The sequence below is a fragment of the Ochrobactrum vermis genome (assembly GCF_002975205.1).
Taxonomy (GTDB): Bacteria; Pseudomonadota; Alphaproteobacteria; order Rhizobiales; family Rhizobiaceae; genus Brucella; species Brucella vermis.
This window is the reverse complement of the sequence record NZ_PCOC01000002.1, coordinates 1164631-1177284: the sequence shown is the minus strand read 5'-3', so window position 1 is coordinate 1177284 and position 12654 is coordinate 1164631. Positions and strand designations below refer to the sequence as shown.

Sequence of the window (12654 nt, the reverse complement as noted above, 5' to 3'; positions counted from 1 at the left end):
ATCGGCTTTTACCACCACTTTGACGGAGTAAACCGTCCGGCAGCCTGTTCAATAGCGTGCGCCGCCTGAAACAGCGTCTCTTCCTCGAATGGGCGTCCGATCAACTGAAGGCCGAGCGGCAAGCCTTTCTCATTAATACCGGCGGGCACGGCAATACCTGGAAGGCCCGCCATGTTGACCGTGACCGTGAAGATGTCGTTGAGATACATCTTGACCGGATCATTGGCGAGGTCTTCGTCGGCGAGACCAAAGGCAGCCGACGGCGTTGCAGGGGTCAAGATCGCGTGAACGCCTTGGGCAAATACGTCTTCAAAGTCCTTCTTGATCAACGTACGCACCTTCTGCGCTCGCAGGTAATAGGCGTCGTAATAGCCTGCCGACAGCACATAGGTGCCGATCATGATGCGGCGCTTTACTTCCTTGCCGAAGCCAGCGGCACGGGTCTGTTCGTACATATCGGCAATGTCCTTGCCCGGTACGCGCAAACCGTAACGCACACCATCATAGCGAGCGAGGTTCGATGAGGCTTCTGCAGGAGCGACGATATAGTAGGCGGCCAGCGCATATTTCGTGTGCGGCAGTGAAATATCGACGATTTCAGCACCAGCATCCTTCAGATACTGGATGCCTTTCTGCCACAGTTCCTCGATCTCGTCCGGCATGCCATCGACGCGATATTCTTTCGGAATGCCGATCTTCATGCCTTTGAGCGACTTGCCGATGGCAGCTTCATAATCCGGAATAGGCAGATCGACCGATGTCGTATCCTTGAGATCGAGCGAAGCCATGGATTTCAACAAGATAGCAGCATCGCGCACGTCGCGCGCAATCGGTCCGGCCTGATCGAGCGACGAAGCGAAGGCAACCGTGCCCCAGCGCGACACACGGCCATAGGTTGGCTTGATGCCAACCGTGCCGGTAAATGCCGCCGGTTGACGGATCGAGCCGCCGGTATCGGTTGCGGTTGCGCCAGCGCAAAGCTGTGCGGCAACAGCAGCAGCCGAGCCGCCCGACGAGCCACCCGGTACCAGATCGGCGTTGGAACCATTGGCACGCCAAGGATTCTTGACCGAACCATAATAGGACGTCTCGTTGGACGAGCCCATGGCGAATTCGTCCATGTTGAGCTTGCCGAGCATTACCGCACCGTCGGCCCACAGATTTGCCGTGACGGTCGACTCATATTCCGGCGTGAAACCATCGAGAATGTGAGAACAGGCCTGCGTATGCACGCCCTTGGTCGCAAACAGGTCCTTCACGCCGAGCGGAATGCCTTCCAACGCGCCCGCTTCGCCCTTCGCGATGCGCTCATCCGAAGCCTTGGCCATCGAACGTGCCTGATCGTGAGTCACTTTTACATAAGCGTTGAGGGCTTCATTCGCAGAATCGATAGCGGAAAGATAGGCGTCTGTAAGTTCGGTCGCGGTGATGGCCTTGGCCTTCAGCTTGTCGCGCGCTTCGGCAATGGTCAGTGCGGTCAGTTCGCTCATCGTCAAATCCTGTCAGTGCGCCTCAGCGAGACGCTTTTCAAAAAAAGCGCTGTACTCGGAATCCGGATAATCCAGAACCACACCGCAGCGCGTAAAACCTGAATTCTCATAAAGCCGCCAGGCACTGTCAAAACCGGAACCCATACCTGTTTCGAGTACAAGGCGGGACATGCCTTTGGCTTTTGCCAGATCGACAATCGCATCGACCAGAACCGAACCAACACGCTTTCCGCGTACTTCGGGTCGAGTGAACATGCGCTTCACCTCGCCGATACCTTCGGCATGCATCTTCAAGGCACCACAGCCAACAGCCTTGCCATCTTCGTCACGGGCCACGAAGACCGTGGTATCAGGGGCCGCCATCTGCTCAACCGTCATCTTGAACTGGAATTCCAACGGTGACAGCGGCAGGAGATGCGCATTCAGGCCCTCGACCAGCATGCGCACGTCATCCTGCAGTGGGGTCTCGACAGAAACCCGAATGGCCATGATCTACTCCACGACTTTGGGCACGACGAAGAAATTATCTTCCGTGACCGGCGCATTGGCGACCACTGCAGCAGCAATGCCGCCATCCGTTACCTTGTCCTCGCGAGTGCGCATTTCCATCGGCGTTACTGAAGTCATCGGTTCAATACCGTCGACATTAACTTCATTCAGTTGCTCGACAAAGCCCAGAATAGCATTGAGTTCGCCGGTCATACGTTCGGCATCGTCATCACTGACGGCGATACGCGCCAGATGCGCGACGCGCTTGACGGTGGAAATATCGACGGACATCCTGTTCTCCGCAAATGCTAGATCGGGCGGCGAACCGCCACCCTGTAAGGTTTTCTTACCGGCTATAACGGCGCGATTGTTGAAGCGCAACATTTCTTGCGCTTCAAGAGGCCATTAGAAGCTATGAACCGTTCCTGCAGGATCGGTCAGCACTTTGGTTTCCCGATGATCGGCCATTCCGGCTACAAACTTGTCAGCCGTCTTATCGATGATCGGGAACGAAGCGTAATGGCAGGGCAGCACGGTGGTGAAGTTGAAATAGCGCTGGCAGGCAAGAGCTGCAACCGCACCACCCATCGTGAAGCGATCACCAATGGGAACGATACCGATCTCAGGTTGGTGAAGCTCGTTGATAAGCCCCATATCCGAAAAGATATCCGTGTCACCCATGTGATAAAGCGTCGGCGCATCCTCGAAATGGAACACCAGACCATTCGGATTGCCCAGCGACTGCGAGACACCATTTTCGGTCAGCATTGCCGAGGAGTGGAGTGCATTGACGAAGGTGACGGTAAATCCGTTATGCGCCACCGTTCCGCCCGTATTGCCGGGATCGATTTTTTCCACGCCCTGACTGCCAAGCCAGCTCGCAAGATCGGCATTCGCGATGACTGTCGCGCCATGTTCCTCGGCGATTGCTACTGTATCGCCGACATGGTCGCCATGGCCGTGGGTAAGCGCTATATGGGTTACGCCCTTGGTTGCTTCTTTGAAATCTATACCCTTTGCACCGGGATTACCGTTCAGAAACGGATCGATGAGAATGACAGCCTTTGCGGTTTCGATGCGAAAAGCTGCATGGCCAAGCCAGGTAAGTTTCATAAAGTCTCTCCTCAATCTCTGTTTCCGGCTCGATTTCCGGCTTGCGAACAGATATGACGCCGATAAAGTTGAAGGCAATATGAAACCACTTCAAAATCCGATGAGGACCGATGGCTGTCGTTGAAATCGAGGAAGTTCCTGCGCTACTCCAGCCTGGACAGACGATTGCCGGACTGGATCTGGGCACCAAGACCATCGGATTTGCTGTGTCGGACCTTGGGTTTTCCTTCGCGAACCCCCGTCCCGTCATCAAACGGGTGAAATTTTCTATCGATGCGCAGGTGCTTTTGAAAGCGCTCGACGCCGAGAAGGCCGGCATTATCGTTATCGGTTTGCCTGTGAATATGGACGGAACATCCGGTCCCCGCGTTCAGGCCACGCGGGCATTTGTGCGAACCATGCAGCCATTGACCGATTTGCCATTCGTTTTCTGGGATGAGCGTCTCTCGACCGTCGCCGCCGAACGCGCACTGATCGGCATGGATGTTTCACGCGGCAAGCGGGCCGAGCGCATTGATTCAGCCGCAGCAGCCTTTATTCTTCAAGGTGCACTCGACCGCCTGCATAGCATCAGGCGGTCGGCATCTGACGATTACGACGCAGGATAGAGTTGGTCGAGAATCCGCTCGGCGTTGTGGCGCGCATCCAGCATGCCATAGGTCGAACGCCATTGACCGCCGAGACGGGTCTCGATGAACGCATCGGCCACGTCGTCGGCCCCTAACTGGCGCAATTCCGCTGCCGCTGCCGCATAGGCCAGTTGCTCAGTCAGAAGGCGTGCGACACCCGGATCAGTTTCGGTCAGTTGCAATGCAGCACGCAACACATCGAGCGTCCCCTGTCCGCGTGGGCCAAGCTGTCCTCCGATCCATTCCAGCACTTCGTCGAAAAGGCCAGGCGCACGCGACAACACACGCGCCACATCCAATGCCATGACATTGCCGGAACCCTCCCAGATCGCATTGACCGGCGCTTCGCGATAGGCACGCGCGAGATTGCCTTCCTCGATGTAACCGTTGCCGCCAAGGCACTCCATCGCTTCATAGAGAAGCGCTGGCGCGATCTTGCACACCCAGTATTTAACAACCGGGGTCATGCATCGCGCAAAAGCCGCTTCGGCACGATCACTGGCAGCCATATCGAAAGCACGTGCCAACCGCATGGAAAGCGCAGTCGCACCGGCAACATCGAGCGCCATGTCGGCAAGGACTCGTTGCATCAAGGGTTGTTCAACGAGAGCCTTGCCGAATATCTGACGATGACGGCTATGATGCACGGCCTCGGCGAGGCCTGAACGCATCAATCCCGCGGACGCGACAGCACAATCGAGCCGTGTCAGCGTGACCATATCCATGATGGTTTTGACGCCTTCACCCGGATTGCCAATCAGATGACCGACCGCACCGTCAAACTCAACTTCCGAAGAGGCGTTGGATTTGTTGCCGAGCTTGTCTTTCAGACGCTGGAAAAAAAAACCATTACCGCTTCCCTCCGCAGTGAGACGCGGGAGCAGAAAACAGGAAAGGCCGTCTTCTGCCTGCGCCAGCGTCAGAAAAGCATCCGACATTGGCGCGGACATGAACCACTTGTGGCCAGTAATGGTATAGGTGCCATCGTCATTGCGGGTCGCGCGCGTTGTATTGGTGCGCACATCGGTTCCGCCCTGCTTTTCGGTCATACCCATCCCGAGGGTAATGCCCTGCTTGGCGAATGCGGGTTTCTGCGAAAAATCGTACTTGCGCGACAGAATGATCGGCGACCATTCCTTATATGTCTCCGGCGATGCCATGAGCGCTGCAAGCGACGCATTGGTCATGGTAAGCGGACAAAGATGCCCCGCCTCAAGCTGAGCCGTCAGGAAAAAACGCGATGCGCGTGCCTGGTGACGACGACCGCTTTCGAGTGGATTGCCTTCCCATATGGAGCAATGCAGGCCCGCCGCGATGGAACGGCGCATCAGCGCATGATAGGCCGGATGATATTCGACAAGGTCGATACGGTTGCCCTGACGATCGTGTGTGCGCAATTTCGGCAGTTCGGTATTGGCCAGACGAGCGAGATCCTGTGCTTCAGCCGACGACACGAAACGGCCCGTTTGCTCCAGATCTGCATGCAGCTCCTTTGGGAATCGTGCCGCAATCTGCATTAGAAGCGGATCACCCAGATAGGCATTGTTACCCGTCATGGGCGGCGTCTGGTTGGTAACGTCGTGCGTTTTCAAAAGCTCGTTCCGTATTGTGCGATTCAGTTCAGCTTATGTTTCTTGCATTGCATTTGCTAAAATTTTGCCATCCCGAACGCGATTTGTCGTCAAGACAGCACAGGTTTTTCTTGGCGAATTGGCCGAAGTCACTATAAGGACGGTTGCCGGGCCCGACTGCAGGCCCTATACGGGTGACTTGCCATGACAAATCAAACGGTCCCTCCGCTTTTCCCTCACCGCCACCTGCTAGGCATCAAGGGGCTTTCGCCCCTGGACATTCTCTGCCTTCTTGATCTTGCAGATCAGGAAGTCGCTGTTTCCAGACAGCCCGAGAAGAAAAAGTCCGTCCTGCGCGGTCGCACGCAAATCAACCTCTTCTTCGAAGCATCGACACGAACGCAATCGTCGTTCGAACTGGCCGGAAAACGGCTCGGCGCTGACGTTATGAATATGTCGGTCGGCAATTCATCGGTCAAGAAAGGCGAAACGCTCATCGATACCGCGATGACGCTGAACGCCATGCAGCCGGATATACTGGTTATCCGTCACGCCTCGGCAGGGGCTGCTGCCCTGCTCGCACAGAAAGTCGGCTGTTCTGTGGTCAATGCGGGTGATGGCGCGCACGAACACCCTACGCAGGCACTTCTCGACGCGCTCACCATCCGCCGTACCAAAGGACAGATCGAAAATCTGATCGTCGCTATCTGCGGTGATGTGCTGCATTCGCGCGTCGCACGCTCCAACATTCTTCTTCTCAACGCGCTTGGCGCCCGCGTACGTGTCGTCGCGCCATCCACGCTCTTACCTTCCGGTATGTCCGATATGAGCGTCGAGGTCTTCAATTCGATGGAAGAAGGACTGAAAGATGCCGATGTAGTTATGATGCTGCGCCTTCAGCGCGAGCGTATGGCCGGTTCCTTCGTGCCTTCGGTACGCGAATATTTCCGCTTCTACGGTCTCGACAAGGAAAAACTGAAACATGCCAAGCCTGACGCGCTCGTCATGCATCCGGGCCCGATGAACCGCGGCGTTGAGATCGCATCCGACGTTGCCGATGGACCGCAAAGTGCGATCCAGCAACAGGTGGAAATGGGCGTTGCCGTGCGTATGGCCGTGATGGAAGCCTTGCTCGATCCGCGCCGTAATCCAAGCAACGGAGAAGCAGCATGAGCGCGATCCTGTTCGAAAACGCGCGCATCGTCGATCCGTCGCGCGGTCTGGATGAAACCGGCAGTGTTTTGATCCAAGATGGAAAGATTGTTGCCGCCGGGGTGGACGCCCGCAATCAGGGCGCACCGGAAGGTGCGGAAATCATCGATCTGAACGGTATGGCTATCCTGCCGGGTCTGGTCGACTCGAGGGTATTTATCGGCGAGCCTGGCGCAGAGCACCGCGAAACCATCGCGTCAGCCAGCCGCGCTGCCGCAGCCGGCGGCGTAACCTCCATCATCATGATGCCGGATACTGATCCGGTCATCGACGATGTGGCGCTCGTGGAATTCGTCAAGCGAACGGCGCGTGATACAGCCATCGTCAATGTGCACCCGGCAGCAGCCATCACAAAAGGTCTGCACGGCGAAGAGATGACAGAAATCGGCCTGCTACGGGATGCCGGTGCCGTTGCCTTCACCGAAGGTCGCCAGACAATCGCCAATACCCAGCTCATGCGGCGTGCGCTGACCTATGCCCGCGATTTCAACGCGGTCATCGCCTGTGAAACACGCGATCCTTACCTTGGCGCGAACGGCGTGATGAACGAAGGCCTGTTCGCAAGCTGGCTTGGTCTTTCAGGCAGCCCGCGTGAAGCAGAAGTGATTCCGCTGGAACGTGATCTGCGCCTCGCCGCGCTGACCAACAGTAACTATCACGCAGCACAGCTTTCCTGCGCCATGTCGGCGGATGCCATGCGCCGTGCCAAGGATATGGGTGCCAAGGTGACGGCAGGCGTGTCGATCAATCATTTGTCGCTCAATGAAAACGACATTGGCGAATTCCGCACCTTCTTCCGCTTGTCGCCGCCGCTGCGCAGCGAACAGGACCGGCTTGCCATGGTCGAGGCGATCAAGAACGGCACGATCGATATTGTCGTCTCCGCCCATGATCCGCAGGACGTTGACACCAAGCGCCTGCCTTTTGCAGATGCCGAAGCCGGAGCCATCGGCCTGGAAACCCTTCTCGGCGCGGCCCTTCGCCTCTATCACAATGAGAGCATCCCGCTGTTACGTCTGGCTGAGGTTCTGTCGACAGCCCCGGCGCGTATTTTCGGTCTTGATGCCGGTACGCTCAAGCCAGGAGCCAAGGCCGACCTCGCTATCGTCGATCTGGACGAGCCATGGGTGGTGCGCGAAGAAGCCCTGCATTCACTCTCGAAGAACAGCTGCTTCGAAAATGCACGTTTTCAAGGTCGCGTCGTCCACACCTTAGTGGCCGGCAAAACCGTTTACTCGGCTTGAAAAACACCGCATAACCCGGAACAATCATTAGAAAATTCCGGGTAGGCGGAATCAATAAACAAGGGGACGTTCATGGCCGAACCGGGATTCCTTAGCATGACGCTCATAGGAGCGCTCGTCTTCGGCTATTTTCTTGGATCTATTCCATTTGGCTTGATTCTGACCCGGTTCGCCGGGCTGGGCGATGTCCGTTCCATCGGTTCGGGCAATATCGGCGCGACAAATGTGCTACGCACTGGCAACAAGAAGCTCGCCGCAGCGACGTTGATTTTTGACATGCTCAAAGGCACTGTCGCCGTTCTAGTCGCTTCGCGTTACGGTCCGGATGCTGCCATCGGCGCGGGCTTCGGTGCCTTTATCGGCCATCTCTTTCCGGTATGGATCGGATTTAAGGGCGGCAAAGGCGTCGCTACCTATTTGGGCGTCCTTATCGGGCTTGCATGGCCCGGGGCGCTAGTCTTCGCCGCAGTATGGATCGTAACAGCCCTCCTGACCCGTTATTCCTCCCTTGCAGCACTTATCGCCAGCATCGTTGTCCCCATTGGGCTCTATTTTCGGGGGTATCCTGCGATAGCTGTGCTCTTTGCGATCATGACCATCATAGTGATCGTCAAACATAAGGCCAATATCACGCGCCTCCTGAACGGCACCGAAAGCAAGATCGGAGCCAAGGGATGAAGGAGAGCGCGAATTCGAAAACTGGAATTCGCCTCTCTGATCGCCAACGGCTCAACTGGCTGCGTCTCATCCGAACCGACAATATCGGACCCGTTACTTTTCGCGATCTGATTCTGTTTTGCGGCTCAGCCTCAAGCGCAATAGAAATGCTACCCGATCTCAACATCAGAGGCGGTAGTGCCCGTCCGATCCGCGTCATGTCCATGGACGATGCGGAGCGCGAGCTTGAAGCCATCCAACGTGCTGGTGCCCGCCTCGTCGGAATGGGCGAGCCGGATTATCCGCCACAGCTTAAAAACTGTGAAGCCCCACCGCCGCTGGTTACAATCAAAGGAAATGCCGCAGCTTTTGGCAAGCCACCGGTTGCCATCGTTGGCTCGCGCAACGCGTCAGTGATCGGCGCACGCTTCACCGAACGTCTGGCGCATGATCTCGGTGAAGCCGGATTTACAGTGATTTCCGGGCTTGCTCGCGGTATCGATGCCGCAGCGCATCGCGCAAGCATGAAGACGGGAACCGTCGCAGTACTGGCAGGCGGGCTTGATCGTCCCTACCCACCGGAAAACCTTCCACTTTACCGTGATATCCCCGAACAAGGCGGAGCACTCATAAGTGAAATGCCGATGGGAGCAGAACCCCGCTCCCGTGACTTTCCACGCCGCAACCGTATTATTGCAGGCTTGTCGCTGGGATTAATCGTCGTGGAAGCCGCCGAGCGTTCCGGCTCGCTCATCAGTGCACGCATGGCCGGAGACATGGGGCGCATCGTGTTTGCTGTTCCCGGCTCTCCGCTTGATCCTCGAGCACGCGGTACGAATCTGCTTCTGAAACAAGGCGCAACATTGGTGACAGAAGCGAACGACGTTATCGAGGCACTCCAGCCACTGGCGGGTTCAAGCATATATCAGGCGGCCATGCCAATGCAGCCCGATCTTTTGCCGCCGGTCAAGGAAGAGCCAGAAGAGTTCCAACCGATTGCAACAGAGGCGCAACGGGATATCGTCATCGATGCGCTCGGGCCCGTGCCGACCGACATCGACACGCTCGTTCGCCATACAGGTATGGATACTGGAGCTGTTCAGCTCGTTCTATTGGAACTAGATTTGGCCGGAAGGCTGCACCGCTATGCGGGCAATCAGGTGGCTTTGATTCCTCATGAATAAAGATAATTAGGCCTCGGCTTCACTATGAAGGACCTCTCGAGCCTCAACGAGAGCCATCTCGATCATATAGGCCAGGAACATATGATTCGTATTCTTCGCCATTAAACTGAGCTGTTCGAGCATCTGCTCGATATATGTTACCGTCTCGAAGCGAGTCGCGGTTTCCATATCCTCACCGTCTTCCATCTCTGGAAAACTCGCCGTATCGTCCATACCTATCTCCTCGAGAGATAAACTGATTTCTTCGCATCATATGCTACTATTGGTTTCACTCAACTTAACAGCAATCTTAAGTTGTATTTCGTGATTTTTGTCGTCCTGCTCTTGACCAAACGCTGCCCGCTGTTCATGTGAAGGCAACGAATTTCACGCGGAGAGGAGGTATTTTATCTCCATGGGGCGCGAATCTGGGCTGCTTTAAATGAACGTCGTCGTTGTCGAATCGCCTGCCAAGGCTAAAACCATCAATAAGTATCTGGGCTCGAACTATAAGGTTCTGGCCTCGTTCGGTCACGTGCGAGACCTGCCAGCCAAGGATGGCTCGGTTCGTCCAGATGAAGATTTTGCGATGTCGTGGGAGGTGGATAGCAATTCCTCCAAGCGCCTCGCTGATATTGTCAAAGCGCTGAAAGACAGCGACGGCATCATTCTCGCGACCGATCCGGATCGCGAAGGTGAAGCCATTTCCTGGCATGTGCTTGAAGTGCTCAACCAGAAAAAGGCGCTCAAGGGCAAGACGGTCAAGCGGGTGGCGTTCAATGCCATCACCAAAAAGGCTGTTCTTGATGCCATCGCCAATCCGCGAGACATCGATGAACCTCTGGTCGATGCCTATCTGGCCCGCCGTGCGCTGGATTATCTCGTCGGGTTCACGCTTTCGCCCGTTCTCTGGCGCAAACTACCGGGCGCACGTTCGGCTGGTCGTGTTCAATCGGTAGCGCTGCGCCTTGTTGCCGACCGCGAGTCGGAAATCGAGCGGTTCATTCGTGAAGAATACTGGAATATCGCAGCACTTTTGAAGACGCCGCGCAATGACAGCTTTACCGCCCGTCTGACTGCTGTCGATGGAAAGAAGCTTGGCAAGCTCGACATCAAGAATGGCGAACAGGCCGCCGGCATTCGCGCCATGCTGGAAAGCGCCAGCTTCAAGGCCGTTTCGGTCGAAGCCAAGCCGACAAAGCGCAATCCGGGACCACCTTTCACTACCTCGACCTTGCAGCAGGCCGCCTCCGGCCAGCTTGGTTTCTCGGCATCGCGCACCATGCAGGTGGCACAGCGCCTTTATGAAGGCGTGGATATTGGCGGCGAAACTGCCGGTCTTATCACCTATATGCGTACCGACGGCGTGCAAATGGCGCCGGAAGCAGTCACTGCCGCACGTCAGGCAATTGGCGAAACATTCGGCGCGAAATATGTGCCGGAAAAGCCGCGCTATTATTCCAGCAAAGCAAAGAACGCTCAGGAAGCGCACGAAGCCATTCGTCCGACCGAGTTTTCGCGCCATCCGAAGGAAGTGCGCCGTTATCTCGACGAAGATCAGGCCCGGCTTTATGAACTGATCTGGAAGCGCGCCATCGCCAGCCAGATGCAGGCTGCCGATATCGAGCGCACCACGGCTGACATCGAAGCCGTCAACGGCTCGCGCTCGGCAATGCTGCGCGCTAATGGCTCGGTAACGAAGTTCGACGGCTTCCTTGCAGCCTATATGGATCATCGCGAGGAAGAGGACGACGACGAGGATAGCGCAAAGCTGCCGGAAATCCGTTCCGGCGAAGCGCTGGCACGCGAAAAGATCGATGCCACCCAGCATTCAACCGAACCGCCACCGCGCTATTCGGAAGCTTCGCTCATCAAGAAGATGGAAGAACTTGGCATCGGCCGCCCTTCGACATATGCCGCGACGCTCGCCACGCTACGCGACCGCGAATATATCACGATCGACAAGCGCAAGCTCATTCCCGAACCCAAGGGCCGTCTGGTCACAGCCTTCCTTGAAAGCTTTTTCGAGCGTTATGTGGAATATGATTTCACAGCGGACCTTGAGGAAAAACTCGATCTCATTTCGGACGGCAAACTCTCCTGGAAAGATGTGCTGCGCGATTTCTGGCGCGACTTCTCCGGCTCTGTCGATGACATCAAGGAACTGCGTGTCACCAATGTTCTCGACGCCCTGAACGAAGAGCTGGCGCCGCTGGTGTTCCCGGCACGCGAGGACGGCAGCGACCCTCGCTCGTGCCCGACTTGTGGCACAGGCATGCTCTCGCTGAAGCTTGGCAAGTACGGTGCGTTCGTTGGCTGTTCCAACTATCCGGAATGCAAATATACGCGCCAGCTCGGCGGCGATGCCAATGGCGAATCTGCGGCTGCCGACGAACCGAAGTCACTCGGCAAGGATCCGTTCACTGGCGAGGAAATCACCGCACGGACCGGCCGTTTCGGTCCCTATGTCCAGCGTGGCGAAGGCAAGGAAGCCAAGCGCGCCAGCCTTCCGAAAGGCTGGACAGTCGATACGCTTGACCACGAAAAAGCTGTTGCACTTCTGTCTCTGCCGCGCGACATCGGGCAGCATCCAGAAACTGGCAAAATGATTTCGGCCGGTATTGGCCGCTATGGTCCCTATGTCAGTCACGACGGCACTTTCGCCAATCTGGAAAACGCCGAGGAAGTTTTCTCGGTCGGCCTTAATCGTGCCGTTTCTGTCCTTGCAGACAAGCAGTCCAAGGGCGGTCGTGGTCGGTCTACCCCAGCGGCATTGGCAACGCTCGGCGACCATCCCGAAGGCGGTTCGATCACCGTTCGCGACGGTCGTTATGGGCCTTATGTCAACTGGGGCAAGGTCAATGCCACTTTGCCAAAGGGTAAAGATCCGGCAAGTGTCACGCTGGAAGAAGCATTGGCGTTGATTACGGAGAAAGCTGGCTCTTCTAAGAGTAAAAAAGCCCCTGCCCGCAAAGCTTCATCCAGCGCTGAAAAGAAAACTGCCGCGAAGAAGCCGGCTGCCAAAAAGGCACCAGCAAAAGCGAAGTCGAAAGCCAAGTCCAAGGCCGAGGCGATAGAGGAGTAGC

At 56.5% G+C, this 12654-nt stretch carries 12 protein-coding genes; 6 read left to right on the top strand and 6 right to left on the bottom strand.

The genetic code is table 11. The features are described from left to right. Positions 1-8: 8 nt before the first annotated feature. The 4 genes from gatA to CQZ93_RS19815 form a co-directional block, all read right to left on the bottom strand. Entirely contained in the window at positions 9-1490 is a 1482-nt protein-coding gene (gene gatA, locus CQZ93_RS19830) for an Asp-tRNA(Asn)/Glu-tRNA(Gln) amidotransferase subunit GatA (protein WP_105544275.1), read from the bottom strand. A gap of 12 nt (positions 1491-1502) precedes the next feature. Beyond that, on the bottom strand, positions 1503-1979 hold the full coding sequence (locus CQZ93_RS19825; protein ID WP_105544274.1) for a GNAT family N-acetyltransferase: 477 nt from the start codon (positions 1977-1979) through the stop codon (positions 1503-1505). Positions 1980-1982: 3 nt separating this feature from the next. Further along, complete coding sequence (gene gatC, locus CQZ93_RS19820; RefSeq protein ID WP_105545232.1) at positions 1983-2270, bottom strand: Asp-tRNA(Asn)/Glu-tRNA(Gln) amidotransferase subunit GatC; 288 nt, start codon at positions 2268-2270, stop codon at positions 1983-1985. Between the two features lie 114 nt (positions 2271-2384). Further along, positions 2385-3092, bottom strand: coding sequence for a metal-dependent hydrolase (locus CQZ93_RS19815; RefSeq protein ID WP_105544273.1), 708 nt, complete (start codon positions 3090-3092; stop codon positions 2385-2387). Between the two features lie 110 nt (positions 3093-3202). On the opposite strand from CQZ93_RS19815, the gene ruvX reads away from it, so the two are divergent. After that, on the top strand, positions 3203-3700 hold the full coding sequence (gene ruvX, locus CQZ93_RS19810; protein ID WP_105544272.1) for a Holliday junction resolvase RuvX: 498 nt from the start codon (positions 3203-3205) through the stop codon (positions 3698-3700). On the opposite strand, the gene CQZ93_RS19805 is transcribed toward ruvX, so the two are convergent. After that, positions 3685-5313, bottom strand: a complete 1629-nt coding sequence (locus CQZ93_RS19805; RefSeq protein ID WP_105544271.1) for an acyl-CoA dehydrogenase family protein — start codon at positions 5311-5313, stop codon at positions 3685-3687. The genes ruvX and CQZ93_RS19805 overlap by 16 nt on opposite strands. Positions 5314-5496: 183 nt before the next feature. Here CQZ93_RS19805 and CQZ93_RS19800 point away from each other — a divergent pair, with 183 nt between their 5' ends. The 4 genes from CQZ93_RS19800 to dprA all read left to right on the top strand — a co-directional run bounded on the left by CQZ93_RS19800 (position 5497) and on the right by dprA (position 9589). Next, positions 5497-6465, top strand: a complete 969-nt coding sequence (locus CQZ93_RS19800) for an aspartate carbamoyltransferase catalytic subunit (protein WP_105544270.1) — start codon at positions 5497-5499, stop codon at positions 6463-6465. Continuing rightward, positions 6462-7748: a dihydroorotase gene (locus tag CQZ93_RS19795; protein ID WP_105544269.1), complete on the top strand. Its 1287-nt coding sequence runs from the start codon at positions 6462-6464 to the stop codon at positions 7746-7748. The genes CQZ93_RS19800 and CQZ93_RS19795 overlap by 4 nt, the downstream gene beginning before the upstream one ends. 72 nt (positions 7749-7820) lie before the next feature. Beyond that, a complete protein-coding gene (plsY, locus tag CQZ93_RS19790; RefSeq protein WP_105544268.1) occupies positions 7821-8426 on the top strand; it encodes a glycerol-3-phosphate 1-O-acyltransferase PlsY in 606 nt (201 codons plus the stop codon). After that, positions 8423-9589 (top strand): DNA-processing protein DprA, encoded by a 1167-nt coding sequence (gene dprA, locus CQZ93_RS19785; RefSeq protein WP_105544267.1) that lies wholly within the window; start codon positions 8423-8425, stop codon positions 9587-9589. The genes plsY and dprA overlap by 4 nt, the downstream gene beginning before the upstream one ends. Positions 9590-9595: 6 nt before the next feature. Here dprA and CQZ93_RS19780 read toward each other — a convergent pair whose 3' ends face one another. Next, the gene (locus tag CQZ93_RS19780; RefSeq protein ID WP_105544266.1) at positions 9596-9802 is read right to left on the bottom strand and encodes a hypothetical protein; all 207 of its coding nucleotides are present in this window, start codon (positions 9800-9802) and stop codon (positions 9596-9598) included. Positions 9803-10010: 208 nt separating this feature from the next. On the opposite strand from CQZ93_RS19780, the gene topA reads away from it, so the two are divergent. Further along, a complete protein-coding gene (gene topA, locus CQZ93_RS19775; RefSeq protein ID WP_105544265.1) occupies positions 10011-12653 on the top strand; it encodes a type I DNA topoisomerase in 2643 nt (880 codons plus the stop codon). The last annotated feature ends 1 nt before the right edge of the window (position 12654 follow it).

Bases quoted from the DNA above. Each gene is read 5' to 3' on its own strand.
- gatA (WP_105544275.1), bottom strand. From the start codon at position 1,490: ATGAGCGAACTGACCGCACTGACCATTGCCGAAGCGCGCGACAAGCTG.
- CQZ93_RS19825 (WP_105544274.1), bottom strand. From the start codon at position 1,979: ATGGCCATTCGGGTTTCTGTCGAGACCCCACTGCAGGATGACGTGCGC.
- gatC (WP_105545232.1), bottom strand. From the start codon at position 2,270: ATGTCCGTCGATATTTCCACCGTCAAGCGCGTCGCGCATCTGGCGCGT.
- CQZ93_RS19815 (WP_105544273.1), bottom strand. From the start codon at position 3,092: ATGAAACTTACCTGGCTTGGCCATGCAGCTTTTCGCATCGAAACCGCA.
- ruvX (WP_105544272.1), top strand. From the start codon at position 3,203: ATGGCTGTCGTTGAAATCGAGGAAGTTCCTGCGCTACTCCAGCCTGGA.
- CQZ93_RS19800 (WP_105544270.1), top strand. From the start codon at position 5,497: ATGACAAATCAAACGGTCCCTCCGCTTTTCCCTCACCGCCACCTGCTA.
- CQZ93_RS19795 (WP_105544269.1), top strand. From the start codon at position 6,462: ATGAGCGCGATCCTGTTCGAAAACGCGCGCATCGTCGATCCGTCGCGC.
- plsY (WP_105544268.1), top strand. From the start codon at position 7,821: ATGGCCGAACCGGGATTCCTTAGCATGACGCTCATAGGAGCGCTCGTC.
- dprA (WP_105544267.1), top strand. From the start codon at position 8,423: ATGAAGGAGAGCGCGAATTCGAAAACTGGAATTCGCCTCTCTGATCGC.
- CQZ93_RS19780 (WP_105544266.1), bottom strand. From the start codon at position 9,802: ATGGACGATACGGCGAGTTTTCCAGAGATGGAAGACGGTGAGGATATG.
- topA (WP_105544265.1), top strand. From the start codon at position 10,011: ATGAACGTCGTCGTTGTCGAATCGCCTGCCAAGGCTAAAACCATCAAT.